This window comes from Kitasatospora sp. NPDC088779 (genome assembly GCF_040685395.1).
GTDB lineage: Bacteria > Actinomycetota > Actinomycetes > Streptomycetales > Streptomycetaceae > Kitasatospora.
Genome location: NZ_JBFBHW010000010.1, coordinates 1 through 20,688, shown reverse-complemented (window position 1 = coordinate 20,688; position 20,688 = coordinate 1). Strand labels below are relative to the sequence as shown.

Annotated in this window: 18 protein-coding genes and 1 tRNA gene; 9 read left to right on the top strand and 10 right to left on the bottom strand. The window is 72.9% G+C overall.

The annotated features are described in order from the left end of the window. Positions 1 to 241: 241 nt before the first annotated feature. Entirely contained in the window at positions 242 to 877 is a 636-nt protein-coding gene (locus tag AB0P03_RS11585) for an alpha/beta family hydrolase (RefSeq protein WP_363628644.1), read from the bottom strand. A 96-nt stretch (positions 878 to 973) separates the two neighbouring features. Further along, entirely contained in the window at positions 974 to 1,726 is a 753-nt protein-coding gene (locus AB0P03_RS11580; RefSeq protein ID WP_363586980.1) for an SOS response-associated peptidase, read from the bottom strand. A gap of 138 nt (positions 1,727 to 1,864) precedes the next feature. Here AB0P03_RS11580 and AB0P03_RS11575 point away from each other — a divergent pair, with 138 nt between their 5' ends. The 5 genes from AB0P03_RS11575 (at position 1,865) to hisN (ending at position 6,507) form a co-directional block, all read left to right on the top strand. Next, positions 1,865 to 2,596, top strand: a complete 732-nt coding sequence (locus tag AB0P03_RS11575) for a M50 family metallopeptidase (protein WP_350879695.1) — start codon at positions 1,865 to 1,867, stop codon at positions 2,594 to 2,596. A gap of 154 nt (positions 2,597 to 2,750) precedes the next feature. After that, a complete protein-coding gene (aroA, locus tag AB0P03_RS11570; RefSeq protein ID WP_063347887.1) occupies positions 2,751 to 4,082 on the top strand; it encodes a 3-phosphoshikimate 1-carboxyvinyltransferase in 1,332 nt (443 codons plus the stop codon). Between the two features lie 15 nt (positions 4,083 to 4,097). Then, complete coding sequence (gene rsgA / locus AB0P03_RS11565; RefSeq protein WP_363628642.1) at positions 4,098 to 5,153, top strand: ribosome small subunit-dependent GTPase A; 1,056 nt, start codon at positions 4,098 to 4,100, stop codon at positions 5,151 to 5,153. A 130-nt stretch (positions 5,154 to 5,283) separates the two neighbouring features. Further along, entirely contained in the window at positions 5,284 to 5,607 is a 324-nt protein-coding gene (locus AB0P03_RS11560) for a multidrug efflux SMR transporter (protein ID WP_063347889.1), read from the top strand. 102 nt (positions 5,608 to 5,709) lie between these two features. Then, positions 5,710 to 6,507 carry a histidinol-phosphatase gene (hisN, locus tag AB0P03_RS11555; protein WP_363586982.1) on the top strand — a complete coding sequence of 266 codons (798 nt, stop codon included), beginning with the start codon at positions 5,710 to 5,712 and terminating at the stop codon, positions 6,505 to 6,507. Between the two features lie 84 nt (positions 6,508 to 6,591). Here the strand turns inward: hisN and AB0P03_RS11550 are convergent, their stop codons facing one another. Continuing rightward, positions 6,592 to 8,067, bottom strand: a complete 1,476-nt coding sequence (locus AB0P03_RS11550; RefSeq protein WP_363586983.1) for a catalase — start codon at positions 8,065 to 8,067, stop codon at positions 6,592 to 6,594. Between the two features lie 103 nt (positions 8,068 to 8,170). Here AB0P03_RS11550 and AB0P03_RS11545 point away from each other — a divergent pair, with 103 nt between their 5' ends. Beyond that, the gene (locus AB0P03_RS11545; RefSeq protein WP_063347892.1) at positions 8,171 to 8,590 is read left to right on the top strand and encodes a Fur family transcriptional regulator; all 420 of its coding nucleotides are present in this window, start codon (positions 8,171 to 8,173) and stop codon (positions 8,588 to 8,590) included. Positions 8,591 to 8,635: 45 nt separating this feature from the next. On the opposite strand, the gene AB0P03_RS11540 is transcribed toward AB0P03_RS11545, so the two are convergent. From AB0P03_RS11540 to AB0P03_RS11530, 3 genes are all read right to left on the bottom strand, one after another. Beyond that, positions 8,636 to 10,612 (bottom strand): tetratricopeptide repeat protein, encoded by a 1,977-nt coding sequence (locus AB0P03_RS11540; RefSeq protein ID WP_363586984.1) that lies wholly within the window; start codon positions 10,610 to 10,612, stop codon positions 8,636 to 8,638. A gap of 356 nt (positions 10,613 to 10,968) precedes the next feature. Further along, positions 10,969 to 11,042 (bottom strand) — tRNA-Met (locus AB0P03_RS11535). Positions 11,043 to 11,106: 64 nt separating this feature from the next. Continuing rightward, the gene (locus AB0P03_RS11530; RefSeq protein ID WP_363628641.1) at positions 11,107 to 14,082 is read right to left on the bottom strand and encodes a UPF0182 family protein; all 2,976 of its coding nucleotides are present in this window, start codon (positions 14,080 to 14,082) and stop codon (positions 11,107 to 11,109) included. A gap of 190 nt (positions 14,083 to 14,272) precedes the next feature. Between AB0P03_RS11530 and AB0P03_RS11525 the strand changes: the two genes are divergently transcribed. After that, positions 14,273 to 14,854: a PPA1309 family protein gene (locus AB0P03_RS11525; RefSeq protein ID WP_363586986.1), complete on the top strand. Its 582-nt coding sequence runs from the start codon at positions 14,273 to 14,275 to the stop codon at positions 14,852 to 14,854. Between the two features lie 53 nt (positions 14,855 to 14,907). Here the strand turns inward: AB0P03_RS11525 and AB0P03_RS11520 are convergent, their stop codons facing one another. The 4 genes from AB0P03_RS11520 to AB0P03_RS11505 form a co-directional block, all read right to left on the bottom strand. After that, a complete protein-coding gene (locus AB0P03_RS11520; RefSeq protein WP_363586987.1) occupies positions 14,908 to 16,023 on the bottom strand; it encodes a PDZ domain-containing protein in 1,116 nt (371 codons plus the stop codon). A 42-nt stretch (positions 16,024 to 16,065) separates the two neighbouring features. After that, entirely contained in the window at positions 16,066 to 16,257 is a 192-nt protein-coding gene (locus tag AB0P03_RS11515) for a hypothetical protein (protein ID WP_350879703.1), read from the bottom strand. Between the two features lie 263 nt (positions 16,258 to 16,520). Then, positions 16,521 to 16,961: a molybdenum cofactor biosynthesis protein MoaE gene (locus tag AB0P03_RS11510; protein ID WP_350879704.1), complete on the bottom strand. Its 441-nt coding sequence runs from the start codon at positions 16,959 to 16,961 to the stop codon at positions 16,521 to 16,523. Between the two features lie 108 nt (positions 16,962 to 17,069). After that, positions 17,070 to 18,158, bottom strand: a complete 1,089-nt coding sequence (locus AB0P03_RS11505; RefSeq protein WP_063351152.1) for an NAD-dependent epimerase/dehydratase family protein — start codon at positions 18,156 to 18,158, stop codon at positions 17,070 to 17,072. Between the two features lie 260 nt (positions 18,159 to 18,418). Here AB0P03_RS11505 and AB0P03_RS11500 point away from each other — a divergent pair, with 260 nt between their 5' ends. Together AB0P03_RS11500 and AB0P03_RS11495 are read left to right on the top strand one after the other, a co-directional pair. Further along, on the top strand, positions 18,419 to 19,993 hold the full coding sequence (locus AB0P03_RS11500; RefSeq protein ID WP_363628640.1) for a zinc-dependent metalloprotease: 1,575 nt from the start codon (positions 18,419 to 18,421) through the stop codon (positions 19,991 to 19,993). Positions 19,994 to 20,013: 20 nt separating this feature from the next. Continuing rightward, the gene (locus AB0P03_RS11495; RefSeq protein WP_363628732.1) at positions 20,014 to 20,577 is read left to right on the top strand and encodes an NUDIX domain-containing protein; all 564 of its coding nucleotides are present in this window, start codon (positions 20,014 to 20,016) and stop codon (positions 20,575 to 20,577) included. The last annotated feature ends 111 nt before the right edge of the window (positions 20,578 to 20,688 follow it).

The following is a 20,688-nucleotide window of genomic DNA, read 5'->3' as shown; positions in this document are numbered from 1 at the left end:
CTCGCCCGCGACAATCCAGTCGGACCAGGCGGGGCCGAACGCCGCGGCGGCCTCGCGCTGCTCTGACCGCTCGGGGCACGCGATCGAACCCATCTGCCCTGCCTCTCAACCGGGAATCGTGCTGACGAGAGTGCCAACCACCCCGGCCCCGCCCGCATTCCCGCGCCCGCCCCGAAATCGCTCGTACGGGTGATCGAGTGGAAACCCCCCGCTCACGGCCGCCCCCACCGCCCCCGCCGCCTCAGACGACCCGCAGCACCCAGTCCCCGACCGCCCGGCAGATCGCCTCCAGCACCTCGTCCTGCCCCACCGGCGTCCGCTTGGGCACGTCGAAACCGTGCCCGCCGTACGGCACCGCCACCAGCTCATGCCCGGGCGGCAGCTCCGGGAACTCCTGCGGCCCGCCGAACGGATCCGCCGTACCCTGCACCACCAGCGTCGCCGTCCCCGACTCCAGCAGCTCCTGCGCCCGGCTCTTCTCCGGCCGGCCCGGCGGGTGCAGCGGGAACGCCAGCGCCACCACCCCCACCGCCCCGCTCGCCGCCCCGGTCCGGCAGGCCACCCGCGCCCCGGCGCTGCGCCCGCCGACCACCAGCGGCAGCCCCTGACCGGCCAGCCGCCCGGCGACCGGGGTCCAGCCGCGGTCCAGCGTGCGCGGCGCCGGGGCGAGCCGCTTGCCCGCCACCCGCCAGGGCTGCTCCACCAGCGCCACGGTGATCCCGCGCGCCGGCAGCGCCGCGGCCAGCGCCACCAGGTCCCGGGCCTCGATCCCGCCGCCCGCGCCGTGACCGAGCGCCAGCAGCGCCTTCGGCGCACCGGCCCGGTGGTAGCTGATCCGGGCGTCCCCCACCTCGGTGGGGACGAGTTCGGTGGTCATCGTCGGTCGCTCCAACCGGCTCAGGCTCCCTCAGCTGTCAGGACTCGATCGTCGAACTTCAAACATCGGACGTCAGAAGACGTCAGACGTCAGACGTCAGAACAGGGTGGTCTCGTACTCCGCCTCGGCCCACGGCTCCTTGAGCTCCGGCCCGTTGTTGCGGATGCTGCCGACCGCCGGCGAGACCGGGGTGGCCAGCAGCGCACCGGGCGGCGGCGGTATCAGCAGCCGGCGCAGCTCGTCCGGGTCGTCCAGCCCCGGGTCCAGCCACTCGTCGTAGGAGGCCGGGTCGAGGAACAGCGGCATCCGCTCGTGGATCGGCGCCAGCGACTCCTCGGCGTCGGTGGTGACGATGGTGAAGGTCACCAGCCAGGCCGCCGGATGGTCGGCCGGCACCGTCCGGTCGCGCCAGAACTCGTACAGCCCGGCCAGCGCCAGCGGGGTGCCGTCCGCCCGGGAGACGAAGAACGGCTTCTTACGCGCCTTGCCGCGCTCGCCCGGCACCGTCTGCCACTCGTAGTAGCCGTCCACCGGCAGGATGCACCGGCGCGAGGCGAACGCCTGCCGGTACGAGGGCTTCTCGTGCACCGTGTCCGAACGGGCGTTGATCATCTTCACCGCCGTCTCGGCCGACCGCGACCACTGCGGCACCAGACCCCAGCGCAGCACCCTCAGCTGGCGCACCGGCCGCGCCCGGCCCTTCGGCACCCGCTCCAGCACCACGAAGGCGCTGGTGGTCGGGGCGACGTTCCAGTTGGGGGCCAGCGTCTCCGCCGGATCCCACTGCTCGACGCCGAACAGCTCGACGATGTCCTCGGGCTTGCCACTGGCTGCGAAGCGACCGCACATGCGGGCCAGCTTGCCATGCCGGCCCCGCTCACCACTTCTTCATCCCGCCAGGAGAACCGTCCGCTCCCGCCCGCCCGTCCCCGCATGGGAGGCTGCCCCGAACGGCCCAACGCAGCGGACGGAGGCGGAGACGAGACGATGAGCGCACAACCCACCGACCAGAACCTCGGCGAACTGTGGAACCAGGTCACCGGCACCCAGCCCGCGCCGCCCGGCTGGCTGGTGCTGGCCACCGCCGGCGCCGCCCTGCTCGCCGTCCTCGCCCGCCCGCTCTGGCACGTCACCCGCAACGCCGTGACCATCGCCCACGAAGGCGGCCACGGCCTGATCGCCCTCGTCACCGGCCGCCGGCTCGCCGGCATCCGGCTGCACTCCGACACCTCCGGCCTCACCCTCTCCTACGGCCGCCCCACCGGCCCCGGCATGATCCTCACCGCCGCCGCCGGCTACACCGCCCCCGCCCTGCTCGGCCTCGGCTGCGCCGCACTGCTCTCCACCGGCCGGATCACCCTGCTGCTCTGGCTGGCCGTCGTCCTGCTGCTCGCCCTCCTGGTGCGCATCCGCAACGCCTTCGGCCTGTTCACCGTGCTGGTCGCCGGCGGCGCCTTCTTCCTGGTCTCCTGGTTCGGCAGCGCCGAGGTCCAGGCCGGCTTCGCCTACCTCGGCTGCTGGTTCCTGCTGTTCGGCGCCGTCCGCCCGGTCCTCGAACTCCAGCACCAGCGCCGCATCGGCTGGGCCCGCGACTCCGACGCCGACCAACTGGCCCGCCTCACCCACATCCCCGGCCTCGCCTGGATCACCGTCTTCCTGCTCACCGCCCTCGCCTGCCTCGCCCTGAGCGCGAGCTGGCTGCTCCAGCCCCTGTACTGAACCTCGCCCACGGCACGGGCCGGCTGCTCCGGGCCCCGCACCGGGCCGCCCCCTCGGCACGGGCCGGCTGCCACAACCCCTGCACCGGGCCTCCCCCGTCCCGCCATGCGGTTGGCGCAGGGGCCGTTCCGGTACGGCCCCTAAACTTGGCCCCATGACCGAGACCCTGTGGCCCGCCCCCGTCGCGACCACCCCCGTTGACGCCACCGTCACCATCCCCGGCTCCAAGTCGGTCACCAACCGAGCCCTGGTGCTGGCGGCGCTCGCCGACGAGCCCGGCTGGGTGCGCCGGCCGCTGCGCAGCCGCGACTCCCAGCTGATGGCCGACGGCCTGCGCGCCCTCGGCGTCGGCATCGAGGAGAAGGTCAACAACGACTCCGGCGGCACCGGTGGCGGCGAGGCCTGGCGGGTCATCCCGACCCCCGCGCTGCGCGGCCCCGCCTCGATCGACGTCGGCAACGCCGGCACCGTGATGCGCTTCCTGCCCCCGCTCGCCGTCCTCGCCGACGGCCCGGTGCACTTCGACGGCGACCCGCGCAGCTACGAGCGCCCCCAGCACGGCGTGATCAACGCCCTGCGCGCGCTCGGCGCCCGGATCGACGACGGCGGCCGCGGGGCCTTCCCGCTGACCGTGCACGGCACCGGCGCGCTCGACGGCGGCCCGGTCGAGCTCGACGCCTCCTCCTCGTCCCAGTTCGTCTCCGCCCTGCTGCTCTCCGGCGCCCGCTACAACCAGGGCGTCGAGGTCCGGCACGTCGGCGGCCCGGTGCCGTCGCTGCCGCACATCCGGATGACCGTCGAGATGCTGCGCCTGGCCGGCGTCCAGGTCGACGCCCCCGAGGACGGCGGCGAGAAGGACGTCTGGCGGGTCACCCCCGGCGCCCTGATCGGCCGCGACCTGGTGGTCGAGCCGGACCTCTCCAACGCCGCGCCGTTCTTCGCCGCCGCCCTGGTCACCGGCGGCCGGGTCACCGTGCGCGACTGGCCCAAGCACACCAGCCAGCCCGGCGACCAGCTGCGCGAGATCTACACCCGGATGGGCGGCGCCTGCGAGTTCACCGACGAGGGCCTGCAGTTCACCGGCACCGGCCGGATCCACGGCATCGAGGCGGACCTGCACGACGTCGGCGAGCTCACCCCGGTGATCGCCGCCGTCGCCGCACTGGCCGACTCCGAGTCCCACCTGTACGGCATCGCCCACCTGCGGCTGCACGAGACCGACCGGCTCGCCGCGCTCGCCAAGGAGATCAACGACCTCGGCGGCGACGTCACCGAGACCGAGGACGGCCTGCGGATCCGCCCGCGCCCGCTGCACGGCGGCGTCTTCCACACCTACGAGGACCACCGCCTGGCCACCGCCGCCGCCGTGGTCGGCCTGGCCGTGCCCGGCGTCGAGGTGGAGAACGTGGCCACCACCGCCAAGACCCTGCCGGACTTCCCGAAGATGTGGGCGGAACTGCTCGGCGAAGCGGTGGCGGACGCCTGAGCGGAGACTGAGCACATGCGCCGCTACGGCAAGGACGCCGACGAGGACGACATCCGCAACCGCCCCGCCCGCCGGGGCTCCCGGCCGCGGACCCGGATCCGGCCCAAACACGAGGACGCCGCCGAGGCGATGGTGCTGACCATCGACCGCGGCCGGCTGACCTGCCTGATCGACCCGGGCACCAAGCAGGAACGCGAGATCGTCGCCATGAAGGCCCGCGAGCTGGGCCGCAAGGGCGTCGTCGTGGGCGACGTGGTCAACATCGTCGGCGACCTCTCCGGGGACACCGACACGCTCGCCCGGATCGTCCGGGTCGAGGAGCGCAGCTCGGTGCTGCGGCGCACCGCGGACGACGACGACCCGTACGAGCGGATCGTCGTCGCCAACGCCCAGCAGCTGGCCATCGTCACGGCGCTGGCCGACCCGGAGCCCCGGCCCCGGCTGATCGACCGCTGCCTGGTGGCCGCGTACGACGCGGGCATGGAGCCGCTGCTGGTGCTCACCAAGGCCGACCTCGCCCCGGCCGGGCCGCTGCTGGAGTCGTACGCGCCGCTCGGCATCGACTACGTGGTCACCCGTCGGGACGAACTGGAGACGGCCGGCGCCGAGGCCGTCCGCGCGCACCTGCGCGGCCTCTCCACGGTGTTCATCGGCCACTCCGGCGTCGGCAAGACCACCCTGGTCAACGCCCTCGTCCCGGACCACCAGCGGCAGACCGGCCGGGTCAACGCGGTCACCGGGCGCGGCCGGCACACCACCGTGTCCGCCCTGGCGCTGCGGCTGCCCCCGCCGCCGGGCGCCAAGCCGGGCTCCAAGAAGGCGCTGGACCCGGGCTGGGTGATCGACACCCCGGGCTTCCGCTCCTTCGGCCTCTCGCACATCGACCCGTCCCGGGTCATCCAGGCCTTCCCCGACCTGGAGCCCGGCACCGTCGACTGCCCGCGCGCCTGCAGCCACGACGAGCCGGACTGCGCGCTGGACGCCTGGGTCGCCGGCGGCCACGCCGAGGGCGCCCGGCTCTACTCGCTGCGCCGCCTGCTGGCCAGCAAGGAGGCCCGCGAGGGCGACTGACCCGGGCGGCGGTTTTACCGTCCCATGGGTTTCCCGACCGTTCGAGGTGTCGGACCGCGCCGGCCTGGCGATCATAGGAAGGTCGGGCCACAGCGCGGTCCGACCCGTCGATCGACAGGGAGGGCACGCGATGGCATGGGCCTTGGTGGTCCTGGCCGGCCTGCTGGAGACCGGCTTCGCGATCAACCTCAAGCTCAGCGAGGGTTTCACCAAGCTCTGGCCCACCATCAGCTTCTGCGTGTTCGCCCTGGGCAGCTTCGGCCTGCTCACACTGTCCCTGAAGAGCCTGCCGGTCGGCCCCGCCTACGCGGTGTGGACCGGCATCGGCGCGGCCGGCACCGCCATCTACGGCATGGTCTTCCTGGACGAGACCACCTCGGTGTTGAAGCTGGTGTCCATCTCCCTGGTGATCGCCGGCGTGATCGGCCTCCAGCTCAGCGGTTCAGCGCACTGAGCAGGCCCGTCCCGGTCCGCGAGCCCAATCGCCTCCGGCGGGCCCGTCCCGGTCCGCGAGCCCGGCTGTCCCGATCCGGGCGGGATCGCTAGGGTTTCGGACATGGCCGATTACCACGACGATCTCCGACTCGCCCACGTCCTCGCCGACTCGGCCGACTCGGTCACCCTGGAGCGCTTCCGCGCCCTCGACCTGAAGGTCGAGACCAAGCCCGACCTCACCCCCGTGAGCGACGCCGACAAGGCCGCCGAGGAACTCGTCCGCAGCGTGCTGCAGCGCGCCCGCCCGCGCGACGCGGTGCTCGGCGAGGAGTTCGGCCTCCAGGGCTCCGGCCCGCGCCGCTGGGTGATCGACCCGATCGACGGCACCAAGAACTACATCCGCGGCGTCCCGGTCTGGGCCACCCTGATCGCGCTGCTGGAGGACGGCCCGGACGGCGTCGAGCGCCCGGTGGTCGGCATCGTCTCCGCCCCCGCGCTGCAGCGCCGCTGGTGGGCGGCCAAGGACCTCGGCGCCTACGCCGGCCGCAGCCTCACCAAGGCCTCCCGGATCCACGTCTCCGGCGTCTCCCGGATCGAGGACGCCTCCTTCTCCTACTCCTCGCTCTCCGGCTGGGAGGAGCGCGGCCGCCTCGACCCCTTCCTGGACCTCACCCGCGCCTGCTGGCGCACCCGCGCCTACGGCGACTTCTGGTCCTACATGATGGTGGCCGAGGGCGCGGTCGACATCGCCGCCGAGCCCGAGCTGTCGCTCTGGGACATGGCCGCCAACTGCGTCATCGTCGAGGAGGCCGGCGGCCGCTTCACCGGTCTGGACGGCGTGTCCGGCCCCGGCGGCGCCGACGCCGTCGCCAGCAACGGCATCCTCCACGAGGAGACCCTGCGCCGCCTGAGCGTCTAGGTCCTCCCCGGCCGAACATGGTGCGGGCCCGGTCGACCGGTCCTCCGGTCGACCGGGCCCGCCGCTCATCGGGGCGCGTCCCGGCTACTGCTTGCGCAGCTCCCGGACGGCCGCCTCCAGCCGCTGCCCGTAGTCGGCGTCGGCCTTGCGGAAGTTGTCGACCGCCCGCTCGACGATGTCCTCGCGGTCGGCGGAGACCTTGGCGATGAAGCCGGCCAGGTTGGCGATCAGCCGCTGCTTCTCGTCCTCCGAGAACAGCCGGTACAGGTTGCCGGCCTGCACGAAGTCGTCGTCCTCGGCGTGCGAGGGCGCCTCGTGGTTGCCGGTGGCGCCGGTGACCGCGGTGGCGGCCCACAGCGGGCGGCCGGTCTGCACCGGGCCGCCGAAGCTGTTCGGCTCGTAGTTCTTCTGTCGGCCGTGGCGGCCGTCGTACAGGTGGCCGTCGCGGCTGTTGGTGCGCGCCTCGGTGGCGTGCGGGCGGTTCACCGGCAGGTGGTCGGCGTTGATGCCGACGCGGTAGCGGTGGGCGTCCGCGTACGCGAACAGGCGGCCCTGCAGCATCTTGTCGGGGGACGGGCCGATGCCGGGCACGAAGTGCGACGGGGAGAAGATCGACTGCTCGACCTCGGCGAAGACGTTGTCGGGGTTGCGGTTGAGCTCCAGCCGGCCGATCTCGACCGGCGGGTAGTCGGCGTGCGGCCAGACCTTGGTGAGGTCGAAGGGGTTGAAGCGGTAGTTCGCCGCGTCGGCCGCCGGCATGATCTGGACCTGCACGGTCCAGCTGGGGAACTCGCCGCGCTCGATCGACTCGCGCAGGTCGCGCTGGTGGCTGTCCGGGTCCTCGCCGGCCAGCCGGTTGGCCTCGTCCTGGGTGAGGTTCCTGATGCCCTGGTCGGTCTTGAAGTGGTACTTGACCCAGAAGTGCTCGCCGGCCTCGTTCTGCCACTGGAAGGTGTGCGAGCCGTAGCCGTTGAGGTGGCGGTAGCTGGCCGGGATGCCGCGGTCGCCGAACAGCCAGGTCACCTGGTGGGTGGCCTCGGGCGACAGGCCCCAGAAGTCCCAGACGTTGTCCGCCTCCTGGGAGCCGGTGTACGGGTCGCGCTTCTGGGTGTGGATGAAGTCGGGGAACTTCACGGCGTCCTTGATGAAGAACACCGGGGTGTTGTTGCCGACGAGGTCGTAGTTGCCCTCCTCGGTGTAGAACTTCAGCGCGAAGCCGCGCGGGTCGCGCACCGCGTCGGCCGAGCCGAGGTTGCCGGCCACGGTGGAGAACCGCAGGAAGACCTCGGTCTGCTTGCCGACCTCGGACAGGAACGAGGCCCGGGTGTAGGGCGTCAGGTCGGCGGTCACCGTGAAGGTGCCGTAGGCCGCCGCGCCGCGGGCGTGCACCACGCGCTCCGGGATCCGCTCGCGGTTGAAGTGCGCGAGCTTCTCGAAGAGCTGCTGGTCCTGGATGAGCGCTGGGCCGCCGGGGCCCGCGGTCTCGGTGTTCTGGTTGTCGGCGACGGGGGCACCCGCCTCCGTGGTGAGGGTGGGGCGCAGCTCGTCCTGGGTCGTCATAAGAGGGCCTCCGCGTTATCCGGTCGTGACGACTCGATCCTAACTTGGACTTTGTCCAAGTCAACACTGGAACCAATCTCGGAGCGTGACTTATCCTGTTCCCATGAGCGACCTGCTGGAACGACTTCGCGGACGCGGCTGGCGGCTGACCTCACAGCGCCGGGTCGTGGCCGAGGTCCTCGACGGCGACCACGTGCACCTCACCGCGGACGAGGTGCACGCCCGCGCCGTCGCCCGCCTGCCCGAGATCAGCCGCGCGACCGTCTACAACACCCTCGGCGAACTGGTCGGCCTCGGCGAGGTCCTGGAGGTCGCCACCAACGGACGCGCCAAGCGCTACGACCCCAACGCCCACCGCGCCCACCAGCACCTGGTCTGCTCCGGCTGCGGCGCCATCCGCGACGTCCACCCGCACGGCGACCCGCTCGCCGCCCTCCCGGCCGGCGAACGCTTCGGCTTCACCGTCACCACCGCCGAGGTCACCTACCGCGGCCTCTGCCCGGACTGCACGGGCACGCCGTAACACGGCCCCCAGAAACCGCCGCCCCGGGGGACCTCCGGACACGCCCTACGCGCTCAGCTCCGCGTGCAGCGCGCCCAGCAGGCGCCCGGCCCGCTCCGCCACCTCGGCCGGCCCGTAGTCGGCCGCCCGGCGGCACCAGTTCTCCGCCTGCACCGGCTCCCCCCGGCGCAGCGCCAGCAGTGCCAGGCGCAGCGCCGCCCGCCCGTGCCCGGCGTCGGCCGCCCGGGTGTACCAGAGCATCGCCTGCGCCTCGCGGTCCTGCCGGGCCAGCAGCAGCCCCAGGTTGAAGGCGGCACTGCGGCTGCCGGCCTCGGCCGCCCGCCGGTACCAGCTCTCGGCGATCTCCAGCGCGCCGCGCTCGGCCGCCCGCACCCCCATCCGCACCTGCGCCCGCCGGTGCCCGGCATCGGCCGCCAGCGCGTACCAGTGCTCGGCTTCGGTGTCCGCGTCACCGCGCCGGTCCAGCACCGAGGCCAGCCGGAACGCGCCCTCCGCCGACCCGCCGGACGCCGCCTGCCGGTAGCGCTCCAGCGCGCCGGCCAGGTTGCCCCGCTGCTCCTGGGCGACGGCCAGTTGCAGCGCGGCCTCGCCGTGGCCCTCGGCGGCGGCCCGCGCGTACCACTCCTGGGCCTGCCGCTGCTCGCCGCGCCCGGCGTGCAGCACGCCCAGGTTGAACGCGCCGTCCACGCTGCCGGCCTCGGCCGCCTTGGAGAACCACGGCTCGGCGCCGGTCTCTTCGCCGCGCTGCAACAGCACCACGGCCAGCGCGTTGCAGGCCTCCCGGTGCCCGGCGTACGCGGCCCGGCGGTACCACTGCTCGGCCTGCTGGTCGCGGCCGGTGGCGACGCAGAGCAGGCCGAGGTTGAAGGCGCCGTTCTGGTCGCCCGCGTCCAGGGCGGTGCGGTACCAGTGCTCGGCCTCCTTGGACTCGCCGCGGCCGGCGTGCAGGGCGCCCAGCGCGTTGGCGGCGTTGCCGTCGCCGGCCTCGGCGGCCTCCCGCCACCACTCGGCGGCGGCGGCCAGGTCCCCGGAGTCGCGCAGCAGGAAGCCCAGCGCGCAGGCGGCCCGCGGCTCGCCGTTCTGTGCGGACTGCCGGTACCAGCGGGCGGCCTCCTCCAGCAGCGGCTGGTCGGTGGCGGCACGCTCCTCCAGCAGCACGCCCAGGCGCAGCGCGGCGCGGGCGTGGCCGCGGGCGCCGGCGGTGCGGTACCAGGCCTCGGCGATCTCCTTGTCCCCGGCGGCCTCGCGCATCCGGGCCAGCCGGTAGGCGGCCTCCCGGTGCCCGGCGTCGGCGGAGACCTTGAACCAGCGCTCGGCGCGCACGTCGCGCCGGTGCTCCATCAGGTCGCCCAGCGCGTAGGCGCCGAGCGGGTGGCCGTGGTCGGCGGCGAAGTGCAGCCAGTACTCGGCGGCCTCCTCCTCGCCCTGGTCGCGCAGTTGGAGCCCGAGCGCGTGCGCGGCGGGGGCGCTGCCGGCCACCGCGGCCTGGCGCCACCACTGGGCGGCCTCGGCGCGGTGGCCCTGCTGGTGCAGCAGCACGCCGAGGTTGTTGGCGGCGGCGCGCGTCCCGGCGGCCGCGGCGGCGCGCAGGTAGGGCTCGGCGTCCTCCAGGTCGCCGCGGCGCAGCAGCAGGGTGCCGAGCCGGCTGGCGGCGTCCGGGTCGCCGTCGTCGGCGGCCTGCCGGTGGCGGGCCTCCAGCGCGGCGCTCTCGCGGGCGGCCAGCGCGGTCTCGAAGCTGGTGGTGTCCAGGCCGGCCGGGTCGAGTGCGGCGGCGTTCGGGCCGTCGGCGGCGGCGCCGTCGGGCCCGTACGGGCGGACGGCGTCGGCGAACTGACGGGTGGGCACGCGGACCAGGCTGTCGGGGCCGTAGCCGGCGACCGGGGGGCGCTCGGACAGGCCGCTGGTGCGCTGGGCGGGCAGGGCTCCGGGGCGGCTCTCGGGGCTCTCCGCCCAGGCGTCGGTGTCCGCCTCGGTGGCCGCCGCGGACTTGGTGCCTGACCCGTTCTTGCCGATCAGCCTCATGCCGACTCCCGCTCCCCCAGAGTGTCGCGGCATCGTGCCCCGGCCCGCGGCCGGGGGGACCCCCAGGGGAGGTACCGGAACCGACGGCCGGTCAGCAGCCGCGCACCGTCCCCCATGTGTCCCATCGTCGCACCACCCGCAACCCGCGTACACCTGCCCCGGCCGAATTCGGGCGGGGCCGACCCGAAGCCGACGAAATTGCTTCGGCGCTTTGTCGATTTCCCGACACTCGGGCCCCACAAACCCCGTGCCGTCGTCGTTGGCGACGGTTGATGGTACCGGAGCGGTTCCCGCCGCTTCGGGGGAAAAACGCCAGAGGCCCGGAGGAAGAATCCTCCGGGCCTCTGGCCACTGAGTAGCGGGGACAGGATTTGAACCTGCGACCTCTGGGTTATGAGCCCAGCGAGCTACCGAGCTGCTCCACCCCGCGTCGGTAGTTGAACCATAGCACGGGTGCGGGGTGGAACAGGAATCGGTTGCCGCAGCTCAGCGGGCTACGGCTGCGGCTGCCCGGACGGCGATCCGGTCGGCGTCGCACCCGGGGTCGCACCCGGCGTCGGGGCCTGCACCGGGCTCCCGCCTCGGGCCGCCTCGGCCGCCTTCAGCGCATCGCCCAGCGCCTTCTGGGCGTTGCCGTAGGCCACCCAGTCGCCGTTCTTGAACGCGGTCTGGCTGTCGTTGTACGCCTTCTCCGCGTCCCCGAGCGCCTTCTGCAGCTCCGGCGAGATCGTCCCGCCCGGCGTCGCCGTCCCCGGACCGGTCGACGTCCCCGGATTGGTGGGCGTCCCCGGGTTGTTCGGCGTGGACGGCGCGGTCGGCGTGGTCCCCGGGGCCGCCCCGGCGAACACCTTCTTCAGCGCGTCCTCCAGGGTGTTCTCGAACGCCACGTTGTCGTTCCCGTACACCGCCAGCACCTTCTGCAGCGTCGGGTACTTGGCGCCGCGTCCGCGCACGTACACCGGCTCGACGTTGAGCAGCCCGCCGCCGACCGGCAGGGTCAGCAGGTTGCCGTACTCCAGCTCGGTGTCACCGCCGCTCTTCAGCGCGAAGATCTGCGAGGCCACCTCCTGCCGGGAGTTGAACGTCGACTGCACCAGGCCCGGGCCGGGGGCGCTGTTGTCCCCCGAGATCTTCAGGATGCGGATCTTCCCGTAGTCCGGCCCCGGATCGGCGTTGACGGCCATGAACGCGGCCAGGTTCGGGCGGCCGTTGGGCACGAAGGTCGTGGTCAGCGAGAAGCTCGCCGAGGTGACCTGCGGGTCCGGCATCCGCACCGTCACGTAGTACGGCGGCTGGACCTGCTTGGTGTCGCTGGTCGGGTCGACCGGGATCTGCCAGATGTCGCTGCCGTTGAAGAAGGAGTTGGCGTCGGTCACGTGGTACTGGCCGAGCAGGTCGCGCTGCACCTTGAACATGTCCTGCGGGTAGCGCAGGTGCGGCAGCAGCGTGCCCGGGATGTCCGCCTTCGGCTCGACGGTGCCGGGGAACGCCTTCATCCAGGTCTTCAGCACCGGGTCCTGGTCGTCCCACTGGTAGAGCTTCACCTCGCCGGTGTAGGCGTCCACCGTGGCCTTGACCGAGTTGCGGATGTAGTTGACCTGGTTGGCGACGGTCAGCAGCTCACCGCGCTGGTTGGTCAGCGAGTCCTTGGTCGCGGTGCCCAGCGTCGTCTTCGACGAGAACGGGTAGCCGTCCGAGGTGGTGTAGCCGTCCAGCACCCAGACCACCCGGCCGTCCTGCACCACCGGGTACGCGTCGGCGTCGATCGACAGCCACGGGGCGACCTTCTCCACCCGCTCCTTCGGCGTCCGGTTGTAGATCACCTTCGCGCCGTCGGTGATCGCCCCCGCGTACAGGATCTGCGGCTCGGCGAAGCGCACCGCGTACGCGGCCCGGGTGATCGGGTTGTCCAGCGAGACACCGCTGTTGCCGGTGTAGGTGTACTCCTTGTTCTCGCCGGTCTTGGTGGTGTAGTCGATCTCCTTGTTCGAGCCGCCGACGATCGAGTACGACGTCGTCTTCTCGCCGTAGTAGATCCGCTGCTGGTAGTCGCCCAGCGCGCCGGTGGCCGGCAGGCCGGACTCGGTGAACACCGGCTCGCCCTTGTCGCTGACCTGGTTGCCCTTGGCGACGACCGCGCCGTAGCCGTGGGTGTACTTGAAGTGGTCGTTGATCCAGTTGCGCTGCACGCCGTTGAGGTCCAGCTCGCGCAGGCCGATCACGGTGTCCTGCTTGTCCGTGCCGGAGCCGTAGCGGTCCACGTCCAGGGTGTTCGGGAAGGCGTAGTAGTTGCGCTGCTGCTCGATCGACTGGAAGGTCGGCGAGACGACGTTCGGGTCCAGCAGCCGGATGTCGGAGATGGTCTGCGCGTCCGGCTTGAGCGCCTCGGCCGTCGTCGACCCCTGCGGGCTGTACTGGGTGGTCTGCGCGTCCGCGATCCCGTACGCCTGCCGCGTCGCGTCGATGTTCTTCTGGATGTACGGCGTTTCCTTGGCCTGCTCGTTCGGCTTGACCTGGAACTGCTGCACGATCGCCGGGTACAGCCCGCCGATCAGCACCGCCGACAGCACCATCAGCCCCAGCCCGATCAGGGCCGGCGCCCAGGTGCGGCGCACCGGCGTCAGGAAGAACAGCAGCGCGCAGATGATCGCCACGAAGAACAGGATCGTCTTGGCCGGCAGGAACGCGTTGGCGTCCACGTAGCGCAGGCCGGTCCAGCCGGAGACCCCCTTGTAGGAGCCGGTCTTCACCGCCAGCGCGTACCGGTCCAGCCAGTACGCCACCGCCTTCAGCAGCACGAACACGCCCAGCAGCACCGCCAGGTGCCCCTGCGCGCCCGCGCTCGCCCGACGGCCCGGGCCCTGCAGCCGCAGCCCCCCGTACAGGTAGTGCACCAGCGCCGAGGTCAGCAGCGAGACGATCACCGCGCTGAACGCGAAGCCCAGCACGAACTCGTAGAACGGGAGGTCGAAGGCGTAGAACGAGACGTCCATGCCGAACTGGGCGTCCTTCTCGCCGAAGGGCGTCGCGTTCGTCCACATCAGCCAGGTCCGCCACTGGCCGGACGCCGCGGCGCCCGCCACCAGGCCGATCACCAGCGAGACCCCGATCAGCGCCCAGCGCTTGAACGGCGCCAGGCCCGACCTGTAGCGGTCCAGGCTCTGCTGCTCGACCGACATCGCCGACAGCGGCGGCCTCAGCCGGTGCGCCAGCCAGACGTTGAAGCCGACGATCACCGCCATCAGCAGGCCGAACACCGCGAACAGGCCGATCTTCGTCCACAGCTGCGTGGTGAACACCGAGGAGTAACGGACGGATCTGAACCACAGCCAGTCCGTCCAGAACCCGGCGAACATGACGAACAGCAGGAACAGCACCGCGAGCACGCCCAGGGTCAGCAGGGCCACCCGCGCCCGCCGGGAGGGCGGCCCTACCCTGCGCCGGAAACCCGGCCCTGAGCGTTCCGGCATCTGGAATACCACGGTGGCACCTCAGCTGTGTCGTCTGGAGTCAGTCGGTCTTCAGGGAAACTTAACCAGGCTTTGGCCGAGTTCCCACCGTTAGCAGACGGTTACGACGCCGTTCCCCGTCCCGGCCGCTCCCCGGCCCACCGGCGGCGCCCGGCGCCCGGGCCCCCGCCCGGCGTGTGAGGATTGAGGCATGTCCGACGCGTCCAATGCACTCAACACCCCCGGCTCCCCCGACGACGTCTCCAAGCTCCCCGCCGCCACCCCGCTCACCCGGGCCGCGCTGGAGATCGACGAGTACGCCGCCACGCTCGGCTGGGACCTCCCGGCCCGGCTGTTCGCCCTGGTGGACAGCACCGCCCTGCGCAAGGCCGACCCGAAGATCGCCGCCCAGCTCGGCCTCGGCGACGACGACACGGCCGGCCTCACCCCGGTCGAGCAGGACGAGCTGCCGGCCGGCATGGAGCTGGACAAGTTCCTCGGCACCATCGCCTGGCCCGACGCGGTGGTCGGCTGCGCCCTGGTCGTCGAGCGCCTGATGCTGCCTCCGGGCTCCGAGCAGACCCGCCCGCGCAACGCCAGCGACGCCCAGCTCGCCGAGTGGGTGGCCAACCACCCCAAGCGCGAGGAGGTGCGGATCACCGCCGCCGTGCTGCGCAACGGCAAGAAGGAGATCGCGCTGCGGCTGCGCTCCAAGGACGTCGCCCGCGAGGTGCTGACCGGCCCGGACCTGGTGCCCGGCCTGACCGCGGCGCTGCTGGCGACCTTCTCGTAGCCCCCGGCCGCCCCGGCGGCACCCCTTCACGTTCACCGCACTACGTCACGGCATTACTTCACGGCGCAGGACGGCAGCGCGGAGGTCTGCCCGGAGCGGATCTGCTCCAGCGACTTCAGCGCGCCGTCCAGCGTGTCCGTCTTGATCAGGTTCAGCCCGGACGGGACGTTCTTGGTCGCCTCGGCGCAGTTCGAGGACGGGGTGAAGAAGTACTCGGCGCCGGCGTCCCGGGCGGCGATCAGCTTCATCGATATCCCGCCGATCGGGCCGACCTTGCCGTCGTCGTCGATGGTGCCGGTACCCGCCACGAACCGGCCGCCGGTGAGGTCGCCGCCGGGGGTGAGCTTGTCGATGATGCCGAGCGAGAACATCAGTCCGGCGCTCGGCCCGCCGACGTCCTGGAGGCCGATGTCGATCTGGAACGGGTAGGTGTGCCGGATCGTGGTGCCGATGCCGACCACCGCGAGTTCCGCCCGCTCGGCCGGGGCCTTCGGGTCGAGGTCCTTGGCCCGCACGGTGGGGACGGTGACGTCGGTCCGGTCCCCCGGGTTGGCGCCGCCGTTGCCGGTCGCGTCCTTGACCCGCGGGACCACGGTGAAGACCACCGACTCACCCGGCTTGTGCCTGGTGACCGCGGCCACCACCTGCTCGGCCGTGCTGACCGGCGTGCCGTCGACGGCCACGATCTGGTCGCCCGCGTGCAGCCGGCCCTCCGCCGGAGCCCCCGCCGTGACCGATTTGATGATCAGCTCGGTGCCGACCGGGATGCCCATCTGGTTGAGCGCGGCGGTGCGGGCGCTGTCCTCGGAGGAGGCGAACTCCTCGGCGTTCTGCTTCTTGGCGTCGGCGTCCGTCTGCCCCTTCGGGTAGACGTTGTCGTGCGGCACGACCATCACGTCGTCGCGCAGCCACCCGACCACCGCGTTGACCAGGCTGGGCTCGTACTTGGCCCCGGTGACCTGGACGGTGGTCATGTTGAGGTGCCCGGTGGTCGGGTACGAGTCGCGCCCGGTGATGGTGATCACCGACTTGCCCCCCTGGTTGCCGAGCGTGTTGTACGTCGGCCCCGGACTCATCTCCGTGTACGGCACCTTCATCAGCACCGAGACGCAGAGCAGCGCTATGAGCAGCAGGGTGGCAGCGAGCATCGTCGCGGAGCGGCGTGGCATGCCTCGACAGTACGGGACGCGGATGAGCGGGCGCCCCCCGGGCTAGCGGCCGGAACCGTCCTCGGAGGCGGCGCTTCCGGCGGTGGTGCGTTCCATCGCGGCCATGAAGCGCCGGTGCTCGGCGAGCGAGGCCGGGTCCCCCGTGGCTCTCGGGGCACGCTGGGCCCAGCCCGCCCACAGGGCGGCGAGCAGGACGGCGATGACCGGAATGATCAACCAGGCGAGCGCACCCATATCAGTACTCCCAGCTCGTCGTGTCTATGAGCAGATTAACCACTCCGGCGGACAACGCGGCCGGCGCCGTCCGGGTTACGGGACGGCCGATCGGCTCACTGCCAGGGAGTATTCGGCCCACTGACCCAGACCCGTTCGAGTGAGAGCCCGGCCCGCCCGGCATGTTCGTCGCATTCCGTGCGCAGGTGGCCACTCTCCGCAGCCAATCGCCCTTTTCGGGTCCGCCCCGGTCCGATCCGGTCCGATCCACAGGGGCACCCGGGTCAGCAACTGCCGGCGCCGACCCACTCCTCCTCGCCGTCGGTGAAGACCTGGTGCTTCCAGATCGGCACCTCGTGCTTGAGGTCGTCGATCAGCCGCCGGGCGGCCGCGAAGGCCTCGCCCCGGTGGGCGCAGGACACGGCGACGATCACCGCCTTGTCGGTGATCTCCAGCCGGCCGACCCGGTGCACCGCGGCCAGCGCCCGCACCGGGAAGTCGGCGACGACCTTCTCGGCGATCCGGCGCATCTCCTGCTCGGCGGTGGGGTGGCAGCTGTATTCCAGCGCGGTGACCGACTTGCCGCCGTCGTGGTCGCGGACCGTCCCGACGAAGACGGTCGTCCCGCCGGCCGCGTCGTCGCCGACCGCCTCGTACACCTCGTCCAGCGAGAGCGGGGTGTCGCGGATGGCGAGCAGGCGGATGGGGTCGTGGTTCTCGGACATGCCCCCATGATTCCCCATCCCGGGTGGTTCGAGGCAAGCAGGTTCCGCATCACGATGGCGGGATTCCGCATCGTGAGAAAACCTGCCCGTCCCTCGGGGCCGCCGGTCTCAGAAGCGGCGCCGCTTTCGGGCCCGGCGCACCAGCGCGGCCGTACCGACCAGCGCCACCGTCGCCCCGGCCGCCCCCAGGCTGGTCGCGGCCTCCTTGCCGCCCAGCCGGCGCCCGGCCACCGCGTGCTTCCCGGCGACCTGGCCCAGCAGCTCGGCCAGCACCTGCTCGTTGCTGTGCTCCGGACGCCAGCCCGCCTCGTGCAGCCGGCTGCCGGACACCACCCACGGGTACATCGTGTAGGCCAGGTCCCCCGCCGGGGCCGGGGTCAGGCCCAGCCGATGCAGCCGGGCCGCGGTGCCCAGCGCCAGCGAGGCCGGCAACTCCATCCGCCGGATCCCCGACAGCCGCTCCACGTCCTCCTGCTCCAGCCAGCCGTCACAGCCGACCGTCACCTCGCCCTCCACCAGGCCCAGCGCCGCGTACTCCAGCGCCGCCGCCAGGTCGTCCACGTGGCAGAACTGCCAGCACGGGCGGGAACCGGCCACCACCAGCAGCCTCGGCGCCTCGAAGTGCCGGGTCAGCACGGTGTCCACGCCGGGGCCGACCACCACCGCCGGACGCAGCACCGTCACCTGCAGCCCCGGGTGGGCGCGCGGCGCCCTGCGGGCCAGGCGCTCGATCTCCAGCAGGTCCCCGACCAGCGAGGCCTCCTCGGTCGCCCGCAGCTCGGAGTCCTCGGCCAGCGGCACCTCGTTGTCGGCCAGCGCGCCGTAGACCATCGCGGAGGTGCAGAGCACCACCCGGTGCACCCCGGCGGCCGCGGCCGCCGTCAGCACGGTCTGCGCGCCGCGCACGTTGTAGGCGCTGCGGGCGCGCGGATCCGACTCCATGCCGAAGTCCATCGCCAGGTGCACCACCACGTCCACCCCGGACAGCCGCTCGGCCACCGCGGGGTCGCGCACGTCCAGCACCCGCCACTGCACACCCGGCACCTCACCGCGCCGGTCGTCCACCGCCAGCACCCTGCGCACGTGCGGCGAGGCGACCAGACGGGCCGCGACCCGTTCGCCGATCACGCCGGCGGCACCGGTGACGGCCACGGTCAGCGGCCGTCCGCCGTAGGCTGGAGGCGGCGACGCCGTGATGTCCGGGGCGTCCTCGTCTCCGGTCAGCCCAGAGCGAACGTCCGAAGGCGGGGAACTCACCGACCATCCTCCACGGTTAGCTTATGTGCGTACGGACGTGTGTCACGTACGTCCATCCTGCCCGAGGCGAAGGCCCGGCGGTGCACCCGGCGCGGGCCTGCCGCACTGGAGCCGCCCACGAGTCCCCCACTCCGCTGGTGCCCCGGGCGGGCAGCACTTCCCGCCACACCCGTATGACGGCCGACCGGATCGAGGACCCCGTGAGCGACCTTCCCTTCGGATTCGGCGTTCCGCCCGAGGAGCCCGAGGACGGCAAGGCCAAGCCCGACAACGAGCAGCAGAAGAAGGACCAGGGCTCCGCAGGCTCCGACCAGAGCGGCGCGCAGCCGTTCGGCTTCGGCGCCGGCAACCCGTTCGGCGCGCTGTTCGGCATGCCCGGCGGCGGAGCCCCGGGCGGCCCCGGCGGGGCCGACAACCCGTTCGCCGCGATGTTCGGCGGCCTCAACCCCAACGACCTCGGCAGCGCGTTCCAGCAGCTCGGGCAGATGCTCTCGTTCGAGGGCGGCCCGGTGAACTGGGACCTCGCCAAGAACATCGCCCGCCAGAGCGTCGTCGCCGAACCCGCCGAGGGCAAGAGCAAGGACCGCTCGGTCAGCGCCGCCGAGCACTCCGCCGTCGCCGAGGCCGTCCGGCTCGCCGACCTGTGGCTCGACGGCGCCACCGAGTTCCCCTCCGGCGCCGGCACCGCCGTCGCCTGGAGCCGCGCCGAGTGGATCGAGGCCACCCTCCCGGTCTGGAAGGACCTCGTCGACCCGGTCGCCGAGCGGGTCGGCAACGCCATGGGCGGCGTCCTGCCCGAGGAGATGCAGGCCATGGCCGGCCCGCTGATGGGCATGATGCGCTCCATGGGCGGTGCCATGTTCGGCACCCAGATCGGCCAGGCGCTCGGCGCCCTCGCCGCCGAGGTGGTCGGCTCCGCCGACGTCGGCCTGCCGCTCGCCCCGGCCGGCAAGGCCGCACTGCTGCCGCAGAACGTCGCCGAGTTCGGCGAGGGCCTCAACGTGCCCGCCGACGAAGTCCGGCTCTACCTCGCCCTGCGCGAGGCCGCCCACCAGCGGCTCTTCGCCCACGTGCCGTGGCTGCGGGCCCACCTGCTCGGCGCCGTCGAGGCCTACGCCCGCGGCATCAAGGTCGACACCTCCCGGATGGAGGAGCTCGTCGGCCAGCTCGACCCGAACAACCCGGAGGCGCTCCAGGAGGCGCTGGCCGGCGGGCTGCTCCAGCCCGAGGACACCCCCGAGCAGAAGGCCGCGCTCGCCCGCCTGGAGACCGCGCTCGCGCTGCTCGAAGGCTGGGTCGACGCGGTCGTGCACGCCGCCGCCGAACCGCACCTGCCGCAGGCCGGCGCGCTGCGCGAGACCGTCCGCCGCCGCCGCGCCGCCGGCGGGCCCGCCGAGCAGACCTTCGCCACCCTGGTCGGCCTGGAGCTGCGCCCGCGCCGGCTGCGCGACGCCGCCCGGCTGTGGGCGCTGCTCGCCGACGCGCGCGGCATCGAGGGCCGCGACGCGCTCTGGCAGCACCCGGACATGCTGCCCACCGCCGCCGACCTGGACGACCCGGACGCCTTCGTGCACCGGGGCACCGGCGACCTGGAGGGCGGCCTCGACTTCGACGCGATCGACAAGCTGCTCGGCGAGGCCGCCGCGGGCGGCACCGCCGCCAAGCCGGACCTCACCAAGAACGACGGGCCGGCGAAGAGCGAGGAGCCGAAGCGGGACGGCGACGGCGACGGCGACGGCGACGGCACCGACGGAAAGGGCGAGCCCACCGCATGACGGCCACCGACACCGGGGCGATGTCCCTGCACGCGGACGCCGTGCGCACCCTGACCGGGTGGCGCCCCGCCGACGAGGAGCAGGACCGGCTGCGGCTCGACTACCTGGCGCACCTGGCCGAGCAGCCCGAGGGCCTGTACCGGTCCTGCCTGCCCGCGCACATCACCGCGAGCGCGGCGGTCGTCGACCCGGCGGCCGGGCGGGTGCTGCTCACCCTGCACCCCAAGGTCGGCATCTGGCTGCAGATGGGCGGGCACTGCGAGCCCGACGACCGGGACCTCGCGTCGGCGGCGCTGCGGGAGGCCGTCGAGGAGTCCGGCATCCCCGACCTGGCCCTGCTGGAGCTGGACGGCGTCCCGGTGCCGGCCAAGCTGGACCGGCACCGGGTCCGCTGCACCGGCAAGGACCGGCCGGAGAACACCCACCTGGACGTCCAGTACATCGCGGTGGCACCGGCCGGTGCGCAGGCGCTGATCAGCGAGGAGTCGCTGGACCTGCGCTGGTTCGACTACGACTGGCTGCCGGAGTTGACCGACCACTCGGTGCGGGACCTGGTGGCACGGGCCCGCCGGCTGACCAGCTGAGGTGAAACGCGAAGAGGGGGGGGGGGGCGCGGGGCCCCCCCCCCCCCAGTTCGATCCCCCCCCCGGGACCCGCAACGATCCCCGCCGGGGTCTGACGGCCCCCCGCGACCC